At 42.7% G+C, this 17,929-nt stretch carries 18 protein-coding genes, 1 tRNA gene, 1 other RNA gene and 3 pseudogenes; 17 read left to right on the plus strand and 6 right to left on the minus strand.

Features of this window, described 5'->3' with window-relative positions; all coding sequences use genetic code 11:
- Positions 1-21: 21 nt before the first annotated feature.
- A complete protein-coding gene (locus RUMTOR_RS01620) occupies positions 22-612 on the minus strand; it encodes an HAD family hydrolase (protein WP_004845280.1) in 591 nt (196 codons plus the stop codon).
- 173 nt (positions 613-785) lie between these two features.
- Between RUMTOR_RS01620 and RUMTOR_RS01625 the strand changes: the two genes are divergently transcribed.
- Positions 786-1,652, plus strand: a complete 867-nt coding sequence (locus RUMTOR_RS01625) for a MurR/RpiR family transcriptional regulator (RefSeq protein WP_004845281.1) — start codon at positions 786-788, stop codon at positions 1,650-1,652.
- A 288-nt stretch (positions 1,653-1,940) separates the two neighbouring features.
- On the opposite strand, the pseudogene RUMTOR_RS01630 reads toward RUMTOR_RS01625, so the two are convergent.
- Positions 1,941-2,375: pseudogene (locus tag RUMTOR_RS01630) on the minus strand (transposase); the annotation flags it as partial.
- A gap of 172 nt (positions 2,376-2,547) precedes the next feature.
- Here RUMTOR_RS01630 and RUMTOR_RS01635 point away from each other — a divergent pair.
- The 7 genes from RUMTOR_RS01635 to RUMTOR_RS01660 all read left to right on the plus strand — a co-directional run bounded on the left by RUMTOR_RS01635 (position 2,548) and on the right by RUMTOR_RS01660 (position 6,898).
- Positions 2,548-3,981 (plus strand): 6-phospho-beta-glucosidase, encoded by a 1,434-nt coding sequence (locus RUMTOR_RS01635; RefSeq protein ID WP_009319922.1) that lies wholly within the window; start codon positions 2,548-2,550, stop codon positions 3,979-3,981.
- A gap of 135 nt (positions 3,982-4,116) precedes the next feature.
- Positions 4,117-4,461, plus strand: a transfer-messenger RNA (tmRNA) gene (gene ssrA, locus RUMTOR_RS12595).
- Positions 4,462-4,534, plus strand: a tRNA-Ala gene (locus tag RUMTOR_RS01640). It abuts the tmRNA gene before it with no gap.
- 328 nt (positions 4,535-4,862) lie between these two features.
- On the plus strand, positions 4,863-5,795 hold the full coding sequence (locus RUMTOR_RS01645) for a substrate-binding domain-containing protein (RefSeq protein WP_044997903.1): 933 nt from the start codon (positions 4,863-4,865) through the stop codon (positions 5,793-5,795).
- A gap of 154 nt (positions 5,796-5,949) precedes the next feature.
- Complete coding sequence (locus RUMTOR_RS01650; protein ID WP_242647672.1) at positions 5,950-6,450, plus strand: DUF2326 domain-containing protein; 501 nt, start codon at positions 5,950-5,952, stop codon at positions 6,448-6,450.
- A gap of 46 nt (positions 6,451-6,496) precedes the next feature.
- Complete coding sequence (locus tag RUMTOR_RS01655) at positions 6,497-6,688, plus strand: hypothetical protein (RefSeq protein ID WP_004845287.1); 192 nt, start codon at positions 6,497-6,499, stop codon at positions 6,686-6,688.
- A gap of 15 nt (positions 6,689-6,703) precedes the next feature.
- Entirely contained in the window at positions 6,704-6,898 is a 195-nt protein-coding gene (locus tag RUMTOR_RS01660) for a UPF0175 family protein (RefSeq protein WP_004845288.1), read from the plus strand.
- 480 nt (positions 6,899-7,378) lie between these two features.
- On the opposite strand, the pseudogene RUMTOR_RS01665 reads toward RUMTOR_RS01660, so the two are convergent.
- The 4 genes and pseudogenes from RUMTOR_RS01665 to RUMTOR_RS13610 all read right to left on the minus strand — a co-directional run.
- Positions 7,379-7,849: pseudogene (locus RUMTOR_RS01665) on the minus strand (transposase); the annotation flags it as partial.
- Positions 7,849-7,986: pseudogene (locus RUMTOR_RS12980) on the minus strand (plasmid mobilization protein); the annotation flags it as partial. The pseudogenes RUMTOR_RS12980 and RUMTOR_RS01665, both read right to left, overlap by 1 nt.
- 23 nt (positions 7,987-8,009) lie before the next feature.
- Positions 8,010-8,372, minus strand: coding sequence for a hypothetical protein (locus RUMTOR_RS01675; protein ID WP_004845291.1), 363 nt, complete (start codon positions 8,370-8,372; stop codon positions 8,010-8,012).
- A 127-nt stretch (positions 8,373-8,499) separates the two neighbouring features.
- Entirely contained in the window at positions 8,500-8,628 is a 129-nt protein-coding gene (locus RUMTOR_RS13610) for a hypothetical protein (RefSeq protein WP_269117202.1), read from the minus strand.
- A 71-nt stretch (positions 8,629-8,699) separates the two neighbouring features.
- Here RUMTOR_RS13610 and RUMTOR_RS01685 point away from each other — a divergent pair, with 71 nt between their 5' ends.
- The 9 genes from RUMTOR_RS01685 to RUMTOR_RS01730 all read left to right on the plus strand — a co-directional run bounded on the left by RUMTOR_RS01685 (position 8,700) and on the right by RUMTOR_RS01730 (position 17,927).
- Positions 8,700-9,434 carry a hypothetical protein gene (locus RUMTOR_RS01685; protein WP_009321371.1) on the plus strand — a complete coding sequence of 245 codons (735 nt, stop codon included), beginning with the start codon at positions 8,700-8,702 and terminating at the stop codon, positions 9,432-9,434.
- Positions 9,435-9,448: 14 nt separating this feature from the next.
- The gene (locus RUMTOR_RS01690) at positions 9,449-10,252 is read left to right on the plus strand and encodes a PcfB family protein (protein WP_004845294.1); all 804 of its coding nucleotides are present in this window, start codon (positions 9,449-9,451) and stop codon (positions 10,250-10,252) included.
- A gap of 4 nt (positions 10,253-10,256) precedes the next feature.
- Positions 10,257-11,207 carry an ArdC-like ssDNA-binding domain-containing protein gene (locus RUMTOR_RS01695; RefSeq protein WP_004845295.1) on the plus strand — a complete coding sequence of 317 codons (951 nt, stop codon included), beginning with the start codon at positions 10,257-10,259 and terminating at the stop codon, positions 11,205-11,207.
- Between the two features lie 85 nt (positions 11,208-11,292).
- Positions 11,293-11,604 carry a hypothetical protein gene (locus RUMTOR_RS01700; RefSeq protein WP_004845296.1) on the plus strand — a complete coding sequence of 104 codons (312 nt, stop codon included), beginning with the start codon at positions 11,293-11,295 and terminating at the stop codon, positions 11,602-11,604.
- Between the two features lie 18 nt (positions 11,605-11,622).
- On the plus strand, positions 11,623-11,901 hold the full coding sequence (locus tag RUMTOR_RS01705) for a DUF4314 domain-containing protein (protein WP_004845297.1): 279 nt from the start codon (positions 11,623-11,625) through the stop codon (positions 11,899-11,901).
- A gap of 23 nt (positions 11,902-11,924) precedes the next feature.
- Complete coding sequence (locus tag RUMTOR_RS01710; RefSeq protein ID WP_044997905.1) at positions 11,925-14,801, plus strand: type IV secretory system conjugative DNA transfer family protein; 2,877 nt, start codon at positions 11,925-11,927, stop codon at positions 14,799-14,801.
- On the plus strand, positions 14,798-15,142 hold the full coding sequence (locus RUMTOR_RS01715) for a TnpV protein (RefSeq protein WP_004845299.1): 345 nt from the start codon (positions 14,798-14,800) through the stop codon (positions 15,140-15,142). Before RUMTOR_RS01710 ends, RUMTOR_RS01715 begins: the two co-directional genes overlap by 4 nt.
- Positions 15,143-15,357: 215 nt before the next feature.
- Positions 15,358-17,322, plus strand: coding sequence for a bacteriocin-associated integral membrane family protein (locus RUMTOR_RS01725; RefSeq protein WP_004845300.1), 1,965 nt, complete (start codon positions 15,358-15,360; stop codon positions 17,320-17,322).
- The gene (locus tag RUMTOR_RS01730) at positions 17,319-17,927 is read left to right on the plus strand and encodes an ATP-binding cassette domain-containing protein (protein WP_002593328.1); all 609 of its coding nucleotides are present in this window, start codon (positions 17,319-17,321) and stop codon (positions 17,925-17,927) included. The genes RUMTOR_RS01725 and RUMTOR_RS01730 overlap by 4 nt, the downstream gene beginning before the upstream one ends.
- The last annotated feature ends 2 nt before the right edge of the window (positions 17,928-17,929 follow it).

The raw sequence follows: 17,929 nt of genomic DNA on the forward strand, positions 1-17,929 counted from the left end.
AAAGCGACTGGTTTCTTGAGATCAGAAACCAATCGCTTTTTTCACATCGTCGATATTGCCGTTGAAAACAATTCCGTCCATACCAAGAGAACGCGCGGCATTGATATTTTTTTCCAGATCGTCGATAAAGAAACATTCTTTCGGATCAAGGGAAAACGTTTCAAACAAGTAACGGTAGATTGCAGGATCGGGTTTTGCCATTTTAAGAGGAGCGGAAAATACAATTCCGCTGAACTCCTTCAGAAAATCATAGTTGACGGCATATTCGGCAAAATAGGTCGGTGCATTTGATAATAGATACAACGGAATGTTACGCTCTTTTAACTCATCTATAAAGCGCAGCGTATCGTTGATCGGCGTCAGGTGACGCGGCCACTCGCGAAAAAGTGTCTGTACGGCAGATTCTAACCGGTCGGGGAGTGAAGCTGCAATATTGTCTATGTTTTGTTCATAGTCTACCGAACCATTGTCAATATCATCCCATCTTGAAAAAATTGCGGTAAAGAGAAGTTCCTGATCTTCTTCGCAGGAAGAAAAATGTTTTACAAGATCACGTCCGTTAAATTTACCTATTACATTTCCGAAATCAAAAACAATATTTTTATATTTCATAGCATTTATACCTCATATTATTACAATTATCATCATTAGTTTAGTGGCATTTTCATACTTTGTCAAATGCTTTAAAAGATAAGGAATTTAGATCATACATGTTTAAAATCTACATTTATTGCAGTAGACAGATGGTGCGTGTTATACTGGAAAAAACAAGAAAGAGGTGTTGTATGTCTATTATTCAAATTATAAAAGAACAGATGAATATGACGGAACGAGAGCGGGATATATGCAGATATATTTTGGAAAATCCGGAAAAAATAGAAGAAATGTCTTCAAGAGAATTAGGGCATGCGACTTTTACAAGCGCCGCTTCCGTAACTCGATTTTGTCAAAAGATAGGGGTAAAAGGTTTTCCTGAATTTAAAATGCAGTTTGTCCGGGAGTTGAGAACCGGGGGAATGGAAGACGTTTCCGCAGTTACGATGTCGGAGCGGGAAAATGTGGTTACTATGGTTCGGAAAGCGGAAAAGATACAAAGACAGGCGGTGGAGGAGACGAATAAAGAACTCTCTTATACTCAGTTAGTGCGGATCGGAAAGTTGATCGCAGATGCGTCTTGTGTTGATTTTTATGTATATGATATGAATATTTATTTGGCGAAATACGGATGCGCCTTGTTTTTTCATGCCGGGAAATTGTCGAGTGTTCACTCGGAAATTAATATACAAGGGCTGCATGCGGCCATGCCCGCAGACGGACATGTGGCAATTATTATCAGTCATACGGGCAAAAACGAGCAGCTGGCGGAGATTGAAAAAATGCTGCACAGGGGAGGAACGAAAATTATCGTAATCTCCGGAAACAGGAAAGGCGTGGTAGGTCAATATGCAACAGAGTTTTTATACGCGGCAGGTTCTGAAAAAGTGGAAGAATTTTGGAGTTCCACGTTTTTTGCATCGGGGAAATATCTTCTTGATATTTTATATGGAATGGAATTTAGCAGACGGTACGAAGAAAATATTGCTTTAAACAGCAGATATGAAAAGTCAGGCAAGAATCTTCTGTGGAGATTTTCCGAAAAAGAGAGTGATTAAAAATAACAGAGTAGTAAAAAGACAGAGTGAAAACTTTTCCTTTCTGAAAGATCAGATATGGAGAAGTTTTTATGCTTTATACATTTTGCACAAAATACAGGACAGATTTTTTACATCTGAAACGAAATTGCATAAAACGGAACGCGAAAGTAGTTAATTTTGAAACAGATAAACAAAAAAGTATGAATGAATTGAAAAAAATCATCAGATTATTTAAACTGATGTCAAGATCAAAAGAGAAATGTGCACAAACTCTCTTAGAATCGGAGCAATATGATGTTTGATCATCATACTCATGGAAGCAAGGTTAGAATCAATACGTTGGCAGATCGGTTCAGTGATATCAACTAAGTGATCGAACATCGATTGTAAGTCCATAAGAAAGTCCTGTTTAAAGCGGGTAAATTTTGAGGCATCAGGAACAACACGGAAGCCACAGAAATCCCGTAGTTCCTGAGAATATTTTAAAAATATAATCAGAAGAGTATCCGTCGGGATTGAGAAAATGCGCTGAATAAGGAGAACCTTAATCATAGGATAAAGTGGATGCTTGCGAGGTCTTCCTGTGGAAGCGTGAAAATGAGTAACAAAAGAAACAGGAACAATTTCATCAAGATTAATGGTTTGGTGAAGTAGAGAAAGAAACTGATATTTGTCATTATCGAATTTGTTTTGGCAATCTTCAAAAATTTCTGCCAAAGTGAGCTGCTTATATGGTATCATATAGGTACATCTCCTTTCGGGTGGTTGGTTTATAGTTTCTAGGCAACTCTATTTTACCACAATCCGTTGAGGAGATATTTTGTTTTATAAAAGTTAAAATGCCGTATTTATGCGGCTTGTGGCGTTTCGCAAACGCCTAATTGAAAATAAAATGAAAAGGAGAATTTGCAAGATGCCATTATCAAATGATTTTTTATGGGGAGGAGCAGTTGCGGCAAACCAGTTTGAAGGCGGATGGAATGAGGGCGGTAAAGGAATCAGTGTTATAGATGTGATGACAGGTGGAACACATGAGAAGATGCGGGAGATTACAAACGGAATTGAAGCAGATAAATATTACCCGAACCATAAAGCGAGTGATTTTTATCATGAATACAAGAGTGATATTGCGCTGATGGCGGAGATGGGATTCAAATGTTTTCGTACAAGTATCGCATGGACCCGCATTTTTCCAAGCGGGGATGAGACAGAACCGAATGAAGAAGGGCTGAAGTTCTATGATGATATGTTCGATGAACTTTTGAAATACGGAATCGAACCGGTCATTACGTTAAGCCATTTTGAAATGCCGTATCATCTGGCAAAAAAATACGGTGGATGGGTCAATCGTAAGGTGATTGATTTCTTTGTAAACTATGCAGTGACGGTCATGGAGAAATATAAAAATAAAGTTAAATATTGGATGACATTTAATGAGATCAATAATCAAAGTAATACATCAGCTGATATTTTCGGATGGACAAATTCGGGAGTTCTCTTTTCGGAATATACAAATAAGAAAAAGGCGATGTATCAGGCGGCGCATCATGAGCTGCTTGCAAGTGCGATCGTTGTGAAAAAAGGTCACGAGATCAATCCGGAGTTTCAGATCGGATGTATGTGTTCTTTTGTTCCGTTTTATCCGTATTCCTGCAATCCAGAAGATGTTATGACTGCGGCAGAATGTATGCATGAAAGATTTTATTTTTCAGACGTACATATGAGAGGGCATTATCCGGCTTATGCAAAAAAGGAGTGGGAGAGGGAAGGAACAAAACCACAGATGCTTCCTGAAGACGAGAAGATTTTGGCGGAAGGAAAATGCGACTATCTGGGATTTAGTTATTATATGACGAATGCGGTGAAAGCAGATGCAAAAAAAGATACGACAGAATCTCTGGACGGAAGTTCTCCGTATTCTGTACCAAACCCGTATGTGAAGGCAAGTGACTGGGGGTGGCAGATAGATCCTGTCGGATTAAGATATGCTCTGGTTACTCTTTATGAACGTTACGAAGCACCTCTGTTTATTGTAGAAAATGGATTCGGCGCGATCGATGTGTTAAAAGAAGATAAAACATGTGATGACGATTATAGAATTGCATATTTAAGAGAACATATTACCGAAATGAAAAAAGCGGTTGAACTTGACGGAGTAGATCTTATAGGATATACCCCGTGGGGATGCATTGATCTTGTATCGTTTACAACAGGCGAGATGAAAAAAAGATATGGATTTATTTATGTCGATATTGATAACGAAGGAAATGGAAGCGGAAACAGGTATAAGAAGAAGTCTTTTGACTGGTACAAGAACGTAATCCGGTCGAATGGAGAAGAACTGTAGTTTTAAAGATAAAATAAAAAGAAGAATAAGCGGAAGAAAAGAAATAATGCGCTATACCCCCTTGATTTTTGAAGCAGTATATTCTATATTATAAATGATGTAAAAATTACATCTTCTGTACAACCTGACAGACGAGGGCTTGTACTGGTTTCGACAGGGATCTTGAAGATGGAGAAGCTATCCGCAGGCTGATGCGTTAAATCGCAAACTTAAAATTAAACGCTAACGATAATTTCGAATTAGCTGCGGCCTAATTGCCGCATGTCGGCTCTGTGGCACTCACACCACGGAAATCCGGCATCAACGATGTGAGAAACGATATTGGCAAAGCTTTGAGCCGATAGGCGTATCATGAAGCTACTGAAACCGTAAGGGTGTTAGTTCCCGTGCGGCAGAGGGAATGAAAAAGAACTGACTATGATAGTAGAAGTACATGGGATAGGTTTTTGGACGCGGGTTCGATTCCCGCCAGGTCCATAAGGGGTATTAGCGCAGTTGGGAGCGCGCAACATTCGCATTGTTGAGGCCAGGGGTTCGACTCCCCTATACTCCATGGAAAAAGCGCCCACACAAAAATCATTGTTTGAAAAAACAGGATTTTTGTGTGGGCGCTTTTTGTATAGCCGGCAAGCCAAAGTCCGGAATTGTTCAAGATCCCGGCGGCTGCTTTAGAATAAATTTCATTTTACATAGATTTAACATAGCGCTGATTTTACATTTTACATTTGTTATTTATGATAGTCAATGTGCAAAGGAGCACAAAAGAAAACAGCGAAATGTGAAGTTGGTTTTAGGTGTTTTCGCTGAATAGAAAGAAATAAAAAAGAATAAAAGAAAACAAAAAAATGAAAAAGCGGAAGCAAAAAGGAGATTGTAAGACTATGAAAATGAAAAAGTTTATCGCAGTTGTATCTATGGTAGGAATGTTGGCAGCAGCTATGACAGGCTGTGGATCAGGAAGCGATGATGCAAAAGATGCGGATAAAGGCGGAGATGCAAAATATGCAGGAGACTGGGACAGCGCAAATGACATTACAGTTGTTTCCCGTGAGGATGGTTCGGGAACAAGAGGCGCGTTTATCGAATTGTTCGGCATTCAGGAAGAAGTTGACGGAGAAAAAGTCGACATGACGACAACGGAAGCGCAGATCACAAACAATACTTCGGTTATGATGACAACAGTGGAAGGAAATGAATATGCGATCGGATATATTTCTCTTGGATCTCTTGATGAGGACGCTGTAAAAGCACTTAAGATCGACGGAGCCGAAGCAACGGCAGAAAATATTGAAAACGGAAGTTACAAAGTATCCAGACCGTTTAATGTAGCAGTAAAGAAAGATCTGGACAATGAAGCGGCAAAAGATTTTATGAGTTTTATCATGAGTACGGAAGGTCAGAAAGTTGTAGAAGAAGCAGGTTACATACCGGTATCCGATGTTCAGGCATATGCAGGAACTAAGCCGGAAGGAAGCGTAGTTGTAGGAGGATCTTCTTCTGTAGCTCCGGTAATGGAGAAACTTGTAGAGGCATACAAAAAAGTGAATCCGAATGCAAATGTTGAACTTCAGTCATCCGATTCAACGACAGGTATGACATCTGCCATCGAAGGAAGCTATGATATCGGTATGGCATCAAGAGAGCTGAAAGACGAAGAAAAAGAGAAACTGGAAGGAACAGTCATTGCGACAGACGGTATCGCAGTGATCGTAAACAAAGCGAACCCGACAGAAGAGATGACATCTGATCAGGTAAAATCCATCTACCTCGGAGACGTACTTACATGGGATAAGAGACATGAACAATCAAAGTAGACTCTTTTAATTCTATATCTGAGATCTAAAAGTAAGTTTAAAGATTTATGAGGCGAAGAAGGATTCCATTTCTCATACGAAGTTTTTGTTTGATCAATACGAAAAGAATGAGAAAAAGAAAAGAATGCTGAATTTACAAAAAACCCAGCAACTCATGGAAATTGATAGTGAGATTGAGCAAAACAAAGAAATCATGGATGACTTTATTGATACCATTTTGGAAATCCATGAATCCATTATGGGAAATAAGGAATGTTCGTTTAGCCTCCAGACTGTTGATAAGGCACGAAAGAAAACACCAGTTGAGTTGACGCTTCGTATTTACGATGATGGAAGCCATAGTGTAGACAGAACAAAGGTGTTCATTTATGATATGGCGTTATTATTTAATCAATACACCAGAGACAGGCATCCGTTGTTTTTGGTACATGACAACATTTTCGATGTGGATCAAGATACGTTAGTTCAATGTTTAAATTATATTTATAAGCAGGAAGAGCAGTATCAGGATTTTCAATATATCCTTACGTTGAATCGGGATAAAATCGAAAATGAAGAACAGCGGAAATTAATCCAGATGGATATTGATGAACATCAGGTAGCTGTGTTTACGAAAGAAAAGAAATTTTTAGGACGGAACTATCAGGAAAAATAGTAGCGTATGTAGAAGGAATGTTTTGTTCTAAGTTTGGAGGTATTTCATGCATTTAAGAAAAGCAGCGGAAGATGTTTCAGTTTTGAAAATGCGATGTTCTATTAATGCAGATACTATGACGAAAGCAGAACTTCACCAAAAGCTGAAAACAGGATACCGAGATATTGGGAAAGGAAGAGTGAGAAACGCTTCGAAGGCTTTTGAAGAATGGCAGAGAAAATGTGAAACCAGTGAATAGTGAAAGGATGAAAATATGCAGATTGAGATTCAAATACCGAAAGCTGTTTTATTTGATGTCAAGTATACGGTAGAACAAGCAACCAATTTTGCAAAGAAAGAAGTTGCACTTGGATTCTATATGCAAAAAGGGGTGTCAGTTGCACTGTGTTCACAGATTGCAGGTATGTCGGAGAAAGAATTTCTAGTAGAAGTAAAAGATAGGAAATAGTTTTTGACAAATCTGTTAAAAAAAAGTATGATAAAAAGTAATCGCACTACAGAAACTTGCGAAGCCTGTAGTCTGGAAGGTTTCTTCGGGAACCTTTCGTTATATATGGTAAAGTCATGATTAAATTTCACAGTGAAGTAATTAAGAACTGTGAGATGTGATAAAAAATGAAGCCGTAGGACCGCAAGGTATAGCTTCTGGAGGCTCCCCAGTTTAGCTGGGGAGTTTTTCTTTATCATATTTTAAAGAAAACAGAAAATGAAAACAAAATAATAAAGAAACCAGGCAGGATATGTTCCCGTGAAAAGGAAGGTATCCTGCCTTTTTTGCATGAAAGTCTAACTATTAAAAGTCAAGGTTAAAATGAAGATTTTTTGAGTAAATTGCAGAAATGCTTTTCAGATATATTTGAACCTTGAAAACTGCATGACAATAAGAGCATCTTTGCAGGTGCTCTAAAAGGAGATATGAAGTTAAATTTTATGCTGCTCTATGATAAAGCTGCCCTGACTTTTCTAGTTGGTAAATAACCCTGACCAGTTTCTTGGCAGCATGGGATATGGCAACATTATAGTGTTTGCCTTCGGAACGCTTCTTTGCAAGATAAGCAGAGAACTGATTATCCCAAATGCAGACAAATTTTGTCGCATTAAACAGCGCATAGCGGAGGTAACGGGAACCACGCTTTTCCATGTGAGAATAACAGCCGTCAAGCTGACCTGATTGGTAAGTAGAGGGAGAAAGTCCTGCATAGGCAAGTATCTTGTCAGGGGAACTAAAACGGTTGAAGTCGCCAATCTCAGCAATGATCATCGCACCCATTCGGTAATTGATACCAGGGATGGAAAGAATTGGAGAGCGGATTTCGTCCATAATGGATTTAATGAAGCATTCTATTTCATCAATCTCAGAAGTTAATTCCTGAATAAGCCGAATTGTGTGCTTTAGTTTGTCTGAAGCTGTGCGCCTAAGATCAGGGAACGTAAAAATTCCTCCCTGCTTAGTCCACTCTTTGCGACCTGCCCGTCCAGATGCCGAAGTTCTTTCGCATTCAAACGGACAGGAACTACATGGTTTCGTTTTCTCATTCGACCACCTACCTTTCCTTCTTTTATGCTGTCTCTAAGGGATACACCTGAATCCCCCTGCGTTCCATCTGCCAGAGGAATTCCCCGATCTCCCAAATCTGCCCATTCACATCCACCTGCTTCCCATCCACAAAGCGGCAGAGCCCAATCTCTTTCGTTCCGTCCTCTGCCATCATGCAAAGGCTTTCCCCATCCGAAAGGGAGAACCTCTCTATTCCTTCCCGATCCCGGAAATGGATTGTTTTCAGTTCTCCCTTCTTCTGTCTGCGTATCCGCATCTGTTCCATCTGCTGATCCTCCTGCTTTCCGGCAACTACACAGCACATGATTCCAATGCCAAAGGCTGCGCCTGCCACTATCCCAAGAGCCATTCCTGCAAAAAACATTTCACTTCTCTCCTTTCTCGACTGCCGGGGGATTGGGGTTCTCCCCAAAGTGCGTTTGGATATCCAAACGCTATGCTTGCCAAACCAGTTCCATCGATTCAAATCGACTCCCCCATGCAAGTTCTCTTTAACGTTCTCTTTGATATTTCTTCACTGGATGGATCAACTTTTTATAGTCATTCGCCATTCGACCTAAAATACAATATCCATCGGCACCATCCGCCACCTGATTTTCATATTCCTTTATTGGTAACATAGGCAGTTTCGGATCATCCTCCTTCCAAAGTTTCATTCCATAAGAAAGGCGGGGTACAGGGCTACCATCTGGTGCAGAGTTTTGCAAAAGGGGAAGGGAAACCTACCTGGAGGACTGTCATCCGCATGGATATCCGGGATGCCATTGGCGTGAGCTTTTCCTGGAGTCAGTTTGTAAAAGAAATGGAGAAGCGGGGTTATACCTGGAAGCTGAACCGGAAGTATCCGGCATTAAAGACACCGGATATGGAGAGGTATGTCCGTCTGCGTTCCTTGGGAAAAGGCTATGGGGAGGCAGAGATCCGGGAGAAGATCCTGCGTCCAAAGATCCAACAGGTGTATGGAAAAACACAGGTGCAGTTTCCAAAGAGGAAACTTACCGGACTTCAAAAGCTGTATTTTTCTTATCTGTATCGGATGGGAGTGCTTCAGCAGAAGCCGAAACGGATTTCTTATGCGGTCCGTTCCGATATCCGAAAACTGGATCTCCGCATCCGGCAGATGGAGTTTTTGCAAAAAGAGGGGATCAACACCAGGGAAGAGCTGGCAGCATACCGGAAACCTTTGGAGGAACAGGTGCTTTCCTTAATGAAGGAGCGAAGAACGCTATACCGAAAAGAACCGGGCGGTATGCGGATTCAGGAGATCAACGGGGAATTAAAAGAACTTCGGAAGAAGATCCGTTTAAGCCAGCAGATTGAGATCCAGTCGAAAGAGATGGAAGAGAGGTTAAAACAGGCAAAGGAACAGGAGCAGATACAGGAATCGTCCGGGAAACAACGAAGGGAAGAAGAACGGAAGCGGTAAGGAGGTGAGAGCGTATGAACTATGGCGGTGATGCGGCAGATCAGATTGTTCGGTATTCCATGGAAGGCATGGAACATACCTTACGGATCAGCGGGAGCATTGCAAAGAATCTGGCGGTGCTGATCGTTGCGGTGATGAAGGACCAGAAAAAGACCAGGGGAAAGACCAATCTGCTTTGGATGTTAAAGGAACAGCGGGCAATGAAATTTTTCACCATTCCCCATGACAGGCTGCGGGAGTTTGCTGGGGAAGCCAAATCCAGGGGACTTTTGTATGTGGTCATCCGGGATAAGAAGAACCCCCAGTTTCCCGAGATCATGGTGTTTGCTGATGATGCGGCAAAGGTGAACCGGGTGCTGGATAAGATGAATCTGGACTTTGTAAAATCCGAAGCCGGGGAAGCGGTTGTGGAACAAGCGCCAGTCCGGGAAGGAGAGCGTGTGATCGATGCAGAGTTTACCGAGAAAACCGAAGCAAAAGAAGAACTTCCGGCAAAGACCGAAAAGGTGGTGCTGCCGGAAGGGACCATTGAGTTCGAACTGGATGAAGAAGAGCATCTGTTTGATGTAGGGGAAGTCTCTCCTTCGGAGGGAAATTTTACCCAGGCGGAGAAGGCAGGGAATCTGTCCGGACCTTCCTCGCACAGCAGCGGTTCTTTTTCCGGGCAGGAAACTAGCTGGAAAGGGGAGAAACCATCTGTCCGGCAGGAATTAAAAAAGATTGAAACGGAACAGAAACAGCGGCAGAAGCAACAGCAGAGCCGGAGAAAACCGAGAAATCAACAAAGAAGGGAACAGAAGAAAGTGAAAGGCAGGTAAGGCTATGGATTTAACGAACATGATCCCTGGTGGGGCAGGGGAAGAAAAAACTCCACAACAGCAGTTATCAAAAGAAGAATATGCAGCCATGAAAAAACAGCAGAGGGAAGAAGTATGGGCAGAGGTAGACGCCCAGGCACAGGCGGTGTTCCAAAACGGGGATTCTTTAAAGGGATTTTTAGATTTTATGGCACAGTGCAATACGCAGAAAACACCCAACCTTCTGTTGATCTACGGACAGAATCCAGAAGCAACGGTGGTAAAATCCTATGATTACTGGAAAAAAGAACACCGTTCTCCGAAATCCGGGGTGCATGGCTACACCTATATGGTCAGTACGGAATATGAAAAAGACGGGGAGATGCGGACAGGCTATGCCATCGGTAAAGGATTTGACATCAGCCAGATGTCTGGGAAACCGCTGGAGGAACGTCCACAGCGTTCCATGGAAGAACTGATCCATGCAGTCTTAAAGGATCAGCCAGTGCGGATGCAGATTGCAGACAATCTGCCGGAGGGCATCCAGGCACAGTATATCCCGAAACAGCGTACCGTCTATGTGCGCAACGGAATGGATGAGAATACAACATTCCATGCAGTGAACCGGGAACTGGCTTGTGCCGCCCTGGATCAGCACGATGGGAACTATGCAAGGAAGAAGGTGAATGCCCAGGCATACTGTGCTGCGTATGTGATTGGCAAGCGGTATGGGGCAGAGGTGTCCGGCTTCCAGTTTGGAAAAGTGGCAGAGATGCAGGCAAATGGACAGAAAGATCCCCAGGAACTGCGGGGATTTTTAAATGATGTCCGGCAGGCAGCCTATACTATCCGTAACCATATGGAACGAAATTTCGGGGAACAGGAGCAGACCTTTTCCAAAGATGATTTTTCTTTTGAGGAACCTCCAAAGCAGGCACCGAAGAAAGAGAAAAAAGAGAAACAGCCGGAGCGATAGGTTCTTAAAAAAGTTCCGCCGTTGGGATAGCTATTGCAGGGTTCTTGTGGTATGTTGGGTGTAACAAAGATAGGAGGGAACGGGGATGGCAGATTACTATTTAAAAACGGATAACATCATGAAAAATATGTTTACAGTGGCACTCAAAGATGAGCTGGCAGCCCAGAGCCGGATGGGAACGGTTCACCCAGAGACAGAAGCCATGCTGCAGAAAGTCCGAGCCTATGAGCTTTCCGAGAAAAGGCTTCCCATTATAAGCGAGGAACAGCGGGAACTTCGCAATGCCCTCAATCGGCTGCGGGACAAGTATCTTGCCATGGGCAGGTACAGCGACGGCATTGACAGCGTGATCTTAAAGGTCATGAAACCAAACACCAGCAGGCGCTTCTTCTGGTAACAGAAGGGAGGGATGTCTATGAGTATGTACGATCAAAAACAAGTGGAACAATTACGAAAGCGGTATCCGAAAGGAACAAGGCTCTGCCTGGACTTTATGGATGAGCCGGGGATGCCGCCGGGATTACAAGGAACGGTAGCATATATTGATGATGCCGGGCAGATTCACATGCATTGGGAGAATGGGCGAAGCCTTGCCCTGATCCCCGGAGAGGATTCTTTTCATAGGATAGACGGACCAGCAAACGAAGTGCCAAAGAGTGAAAAAGCGAAGAAGGAGAGAAGCCCGCAGAGGTAGCATGGAAACGTGCGGACCTTTGGGTGTGGCTGCTGTTTTTGCCTGTTGTCTGGTGGGCAGGCGCCATCACTGCCTGTGCCATAAAACCGGATACGAATCTGTTACAGATCTTACAAGTGCTGACCGAAAAACTGGATCAGCCTTTTTCTATTTCTTATACGCCGTACACGCTGCGGTGTGTGTTCACATTCACAATCGCCTATGTGTTAGGCATCGGTATTTATTATTCCCAGAAGAAAAATTATCGAAGAGGGGTGGAGCATGGCTCTGCCAAATGGGGCGATGCAGCTTCCATCTGCAAGCGTTACCGGGACAAGCGGTACACCCAGAATCTCATTTTAACCCAGAACTTCCGCATGGGATTGGACTGCTATAAGCACAAACGGAACTTAAATGTTTTGGTGGTGGGCGGTTCCGGTGCGGGAAAAAGCCGGGCATACGCCGTAGTCAATATCATGCAGTGTAACTGTTCCATGGTGGTCACCGATCCTAAGGGAGAGCTTCTTCGGAAAACCGGAGGACTGCTGGAGAGGGAAGGGTATGAAGTCCGGGTGTTTGATCTTATTAACCCGGAGACATCTTTTTGCTACAATCCCTTTGCCTATGTGCGGGATGACAAGGATGTGCTAAAGCTCATCAACAACCTGATCCGAAATACTACCCCGAAAGGGGCGCAGAGTTCGGACCCGTTTTGGGAGAAAAGTGAGACCGCCTTGCTGCAGGCGCTCATGCTGTACCTTCTGCATGAAGCGCCGCCGGAGGAACAGAACTTCTCCATGATCATGGAAATGTTAGGTTCTGCCCAGGTGAAAGAGGACGATGAGGAATACCAGTCTCCGCTGGATATCCTGTTTGAACGGTTGGAGATGCGAAATCCGGAAAGCATTGCAGTCAAGCAGTATGCCATTTACAAGCAGGCGGCAGGTGTTGTATGCTCTAAAAGACTTCTTAATCAAGCGGTTGGGAAGTCTCTTAGAACACACAACCTAAAACCGAAGAAAGGAGCGCAAGTTATGAGAAAAAACGAGAAAATCACTGCTCTGTACGAACGACTGAGCCGTGATGACTTTGGCAAAGATGATGACCAGCAGCGTGAGAGCAACTCCATATCCAATCAAAAAGCAATGTTGGAGGAGTTCGCCGCACGGCAGGGTTTTACAAACATTGTCCATTTCACGGACGATGGCATTAGCGGCACCTGCTTTGACCGTCCCGGATTTTTAGCAATGATGAAAGAAGTGGAAGCCGGGAATGTGGAGTACCTGTGTATCAAGGACATGAGCCGCATGGGTCGTGACTATCTGAAAGTCGGTCAGATTATGGAAATCCTGCGTCAGCGTGGCGTTCGCCTTATCGCCATCAATGACGGCGTGGACAGTGCCAGAGGGGACGATGATTTTACCCCTTTCCGCAACATTATGAACGAGTATTACGCCAGAGACACCAGCCGTAAAATCCGTTCCACTTTCCAGTCCAAAGGCAAGTCCGGCAAGCACCTCACAGGCACAGTCATTTACGGCTATCTCTGGAACGAAGCCAGAGACCAATGGTTGGTTGACCCCGAAGCCGCAGAGGTGGTCAAGCGTATCTTTGCCATGACGATTGAGGGCTACGGTCCGTATCAGATCGCCAGCAAGCTGAAAGAAGAAAAAATCCTCATTCCGTCCGCTTACCTTGCCCAGCACGGCGAGGGCGTGAACAAGAATAAGACTTTCAAAGATGTGTACGGCTGGGGTTCTTCCACCATCTGCAACCTTCTTGAAAAGCGTGAATATCTGGGACACACCATCAATTTCAAGACCCGAAAGCACTTCAAGGACAAGAAAAGCCATTATGTCCCGGAGGACGAATGGACGATTTTCGAGAATACCCATGAAGCTATCATTGACCAGCAGACCTTTGACCTTGTGCAGAAAATCCGTGGGAATGTCAGACGCTACCCGGACGGCTGGGGCGAAGCGGCTCCCCTCACAGGCTTGCTTTATTGTGCCGATTGCGGCGGCAAGATGTATGTCCACCGTACCAACAACGGCAAGCGTATTTCTCAATATACCTGTTCCCAATACAGCAAAGTCCCAGTTGGAAAGCTCTGCACGACACAGCACCGTATCAATGAAGATGTGGTACTGTCCCTTGTCTCTGAAATGCTCAAAGCCATTGCCGAGTATGCGAAGCATGACCGAGCCGAGTTTGTCCGTGTGGTGCAGGAAGCGCAGTCCAGCCAGCAGACGGCAGAGGTCAAGAAACAGCGGACACGCCTTGCCACCGCAAAGCAGAGAGTTTCCGAGCTGGAAGTCCTGCTCTGTAAAATCTATGAGGACAACATTTTAGGAAAGCTGTCCGACAGCAGATACGCCACTCTGGACGCTCAATACGAAAAGGAACAGTCCGAGCTTACCGCTGAAATCTCTGTTCTGGAAAAGGCAGTCAAGAGCTATGAGAAGCACGAAAAGGACGCTGACCGTTTTATCGCTCTGATTGATAAATATGAGAACTTCGACAAGCTGACCATTGCTATGCTCAACGAGTTTATCGAGAAAATCCTTGTGCATGAGCGTGACCGCAAGGGCAGTATTCAGACCACACAGGAGGTCGAGATTTACTTCAATTTCGTGGGTCGTTTCGTTCCCCCTGCGTTTGGCGAAGTGGAGCTTACCCCGGAGGAATTAGAGGAAATCCGCAAGCGTGAGGAACGCAAGGACAGGCTCCACCAGAACTACTTGAAGCGGAAAGCCAGCGGAGCGCAGAAGCGATACGAGGACAAAATCAAGGGGAGAAAAAAGGCAGAAATCGAAGCCAAGAAAGCCGCTATTCGTGCGGAGGATATTGCAAAGGGAGTGTTCGTCCCTGTCAGCAGTTTACCGCAGAGAGAGCCGATGAAAGGAGTACAAACAGCATGAATATCACTTATACACAGAACGGCGATTATCTTATCCCGAACATCGTTATCCGCAAGACCAAGCCCCTCGGACACTACGGCAGACTTCGCAAGGCGTATCTGGAAATGCACCGTCCGATACTGTTCAATGAGCTGGTGCTATCCGACAAGCTCTTTGAGCATTGCGCCGAGATTGACGAAGCGGCACGAAACCGCATGGAGCTGATCGTGCGGTCACTGGCAGAGCAAAACGGCGTGACCGAGCAACTAAAAGCCAAAAACCAAATGGAATGGGTGCGGCAGATGAACGCTTGCAAGGCACAGGCAGAGGAGATTGTGAAAGCGGAATTGATTTATGATTGAGCGAGGAAGTCCGGGCAGAAAACTGTTCGGACTTTTCTCATGTAGTCCAAAGTTGCGGTAGAATTGTTCACGAGTTTTATGGTACAATTTATGCGAATAAAGAAAACGGAAAATTAGAATCTAACAAGAGAATGTGGTTGTATGAAAAAATCCATATTAGTATTTTGGGCAATCGTGTGTCTGTTACCTATTCAAAGGAGGTTTAAGAATTTCAAATGAAACATATAAGAAATATATTGCTGTTGATTACGATTATTTTTGCTTTTGTTATGCAAGCTGAAGTATATCAAAATATGCTCTGGAACTTTAATGGTGCTTATTATTTATCGTCCAGATACACAACTACTAATGACGATATGGATTCATTTTTAGCCAATGCAGAAGATACAGCTGAGAAGCATGGTGTTCATATTTTTTCGACTTTTAATCAGAGAGTTTCTAATTATCAGACAAGACTTTATATTTATGGTGATGATACCGTTGTTCGGGATAGTCTTAAAAGCACAATGGATATTGAGGAAAAAACATATACGGCTTTGATAGGTGGAATCACCGTAATAGAATTTGAAGATTTTAGAGAAGCAAAAAACACAGGCAATGGACAGGAAATAATGGTCAGCTATATCGGTGATGATGATGACATTATTGCCACATATCAAGATTTGGCAAAAGAATATTCTATATCGCAGCCAGAGTTTTGGCAATCAACCGAAACTGATATGATGTTCATTGTTTGGGGCCTGGTTGCCATATTGATGATTGTACTTAATATGATTGAGGTGATACGCAGGCAAAAGGAAGTAGTTGTACGAGCTTCTCTGGGCGAAAATGCTGCTGTGATTGCTCTAAAAGCTGTAGTGGCTGATATGATTTCATATGCTGCATTATTCGTCTTAGCAAAGTTGCTTGTTTCTCAATTTATATCGGGAGCGTATGAAGATCATCTCATTTTGGCAGTGTATTGTGCCGGAGCAGTTCTTTCCGTAATTCCTTATGCTGCTTTTGTCCGCTTTGATGTAAAAAAAGCCTTTGCCAATGCTTCAGATAAAAAAGGTATGTTTTATCTTCTGAACGGTCTTAAAGTATTTGCTACTGCTATGACAATTTTTACAATAACTACAAATCTCAGTAGCATTCAAGGTAATTTACTTACAAACACTACTCTTTTAGAAAATCATTATAATGATTATTATTTTGGAGTTATGCAGATTGAACCTCCTTTTGAAGAAAATGAGGAGGAATCCAAAGAGAGCAAATTTTGGAATGACCTTTACGAAAATGAATACAACACGATAAATCCGGTGGTCTGCATAGGCAGCCGGATAAGCGATACGGATAATTATATTTTTGTAAATCATAATGCCAGAGATATGCTACAAGGGTTTTCTGATATGCTTACTGAAGATGATGAAAAAGAGGATATCGTGGTCTTCGTGCCAAAGGGAAGAAATGCGGAATCATACAAAGATATCGCAAAAGAGGAAATTGGTTCTCTTACCCAAAATGCAGAAGAACTGCGTGTTGTTTATAAAGAATATTCTGGCAGAGAACAATTTTATTATCTCAATTCGAACAGAGAAGAGGCTATTGACGGATTGTCAAGAGTAACAAATCCGATTGTGATTTATCAGGCAAATGAGGCTGTTGCTTTAAATGGAAGTTATATCGAAACAGGAACATATAATGGTGAGGTAATCTACGGATGCGATGAAAGCACAATTCGCAGTGTTGCGAAAAAATATTCAGAACAGCTTGGTTCACACTATTTTATGCTGACGAATGTCGGAGAGGATTACATTTATAGTCATAGTTTCCTCGTGAAACTGATTGGCTTTATAAGCTCTCTTTGCGTATTAGTATTGCTGTTAGATATCGCTATCATCATATCTGAAGTGAAAATGGAATTTAGACTTAATGCGATGGAAATCTCCCTCAAAAAGGTTTTGGGCTATCGCTTTTATGAAAGGCACAAAAGATTTATTTCCGTTAATCTCTTAGAAAATATAGCCGTTGTGATATTGATTTGCATTGTTTCAATTTTTATATCTAACGCAAGTGTCGGGATTGCTTTACTGATTGGAGCGTTGCTCACCATTATTGAAATGGCAATCATTTTCACAAATATTATGTGGGTTGAAAAAACAAATATCTCAAAGTCATTGAAGGGAGGATGTTTATGATTATAATTCGTGGCTTAAATAAAGCATTTGGAGAGAAAATAATTTTCTCTAACTTTAATTTAGAAATTCCGGATGGAAGTTTTGTAGTAATCAGCGGCGATAGCGGCAGTGGAAAAAGCACTTTACTCAATATGATTGGTGGTATCGAAAAACCGGATAGCGGCAGTATCATAATCGAAGGGCTGAATATTACCCGGCTTAAAAATAAAAACAGTTTTTTTGCGGATACAGTGGGGTTTCTTTTTCAGAATTTTGCACTGCTTGAAAATAAGACAGTTAAAGAAAATTTAAGTTTGATTAAAAAATCAAGCCGAACTAAAGTATCACTTAAAGAAGCTCTTAATCGTGTGGGGTTATCAAAGGAAGTTAACAAAAAAGTTTATCAGCTTTCCGGTGGTGAACAACAGAGAGTTGCTTTAGCTCGTCTTATGATGAAAAAATGTTCTGTTGTTTTGGCAGATGAACCTACTGGCTCACTTGACAAGAAAAATAGAGATATTGTTATGAGGTTATTGCACGAACTCAATGAAGAAGGTAAAACGGTTATCATTGTTACCCACGATCAGGGTATTATTGAAGATGAACCTTATGTTGTGAAAATCTGAGA

This window comes from [Ruminococcus] torques ATCC 27756, from assembly GCF_000153925.1.
Taxonomy (GTDB): Bacteria; Bacillota; Clostridia; order Lachnospirales; family Lachnospiraceae; genus Mediterraneibacter; species Mediterraneibacter torques.

Excerpts from the sequence above, each read along its gene's own strand:
- RUMTOR_RS01620 (WP_004845280.1), bottom strand. The coding sequence starts at position 612 with ATGAAATATAAAAATATTGTTTTTGATTTCGGAAATGTAATAGGTAAA.
- RUMTOR_RS01625 (WP_004845281.1), top strand. The coding sequence starts at position 786 with ATGTCTATTATTCAAATTATAAAAGAACAGATGAATATGACGGAACGA.
- RUMTOR_RS01635 (WP_009319922.1), top strand. The coding sequence starts at position 2,548 with ATGCCATTATCAAATGATTTTTTATGGGGAGGAGCAGTTGCGGCAAAC.
- RUMTOR_RS01645 (WP_044997903.1), top strand. The coding sequence starts at position 4,863 with ATGAAAATGAAAAAGTTTATCGCAGTTGTATCTATGGTAGGAATGTTG.
- RUMTOR_RS01650 (WP_242647672.1), top strand. The coding sequence starts at position 5,950 with ATGGAAATTGATAGTGAGATTGAGCAAAACAAAGAAATCATGGATGAC.
- RUMTOR_RS01655 (WP_004845287.1), top strand. The coding sequence starts at position 6,497 with ATGCATTTAAGAAAAGCAGCGGAAGATGTTTCAGTTTTGAAAATGCGA.
- RUMTOR_RS01660 (WP_004845288.1), top strand. The coding sequence starts at position 6,704 with ATGCAGATTGAGATTCAAATACCGAAAGCTGTTTTATTTGATGTCAAG.
- RUMTOR_RS01675 (WP_004845291.1), bottom strand. The coding sequence starts at position 8,372 with ATGTTTTTTGCAGGAATGGCTCTTGGGATAGTGGCAGGCGCAGCCTTT.
- RUMTOR_RS13610 (WP_269117202.1), bottom strand. The coding sequence starts at position 8,628 with ATGTTACCAATAAAGGAATATGAAAATCAGGTGGCGGATGGTGCCGAT.
- RUMTOR_RS01690 (WP_004845294.1), top strand. The coding sequence starts at position 9,449 with ATGAACTATGGCGGTGATGCGGCAGATCAGATTGTTCGGTATTCCATG.
- RUMTOR_RS01695 (WP_004845295.1), top strand. The coding sequence starts at position 10,257 with ATGGATTTAACGAACATGATCCCTGGTGGGGCAGGGGAAGAAAAAACT.
- RUMTOR_RS01700 (WP_004845296.1), top strand. The coding sequence starts at position 11,293 with ATGGCAGATTACTATTTAAAAACGGATAACATCATGAAAAATATGTTT.
- RUMTOR_RS01705 (WP_004845297.1), top strand. The coding sequence starts at position 11,623 with ATGAGTATGTACGATCAAAAACAAGTGGAACAATTACGAAAGCGGTAT.
- RUMTOR_RS01715 (WP_004845299.1), top strand. The coding sequence starts at position 14,798 with ATGAATATCACTTATACACAGAACGGCGATTATCTTATCCCGAACATC.
- RUMTOR_RS01725 (WP_004845300.1), top strand. The coding sequence starts at position 15,358 with ATGAAACATATAAGAAATATATTGCTGTTGATTACGATTATTTTTGCT.
- RUMTOR_RS01730 (WP_002593328.1), top strand. The coding sequence starts at position 17,319 with ATGATTATAATTCGTGGCTTAAATAAAGCATTTGGAGAGAAAATAATT.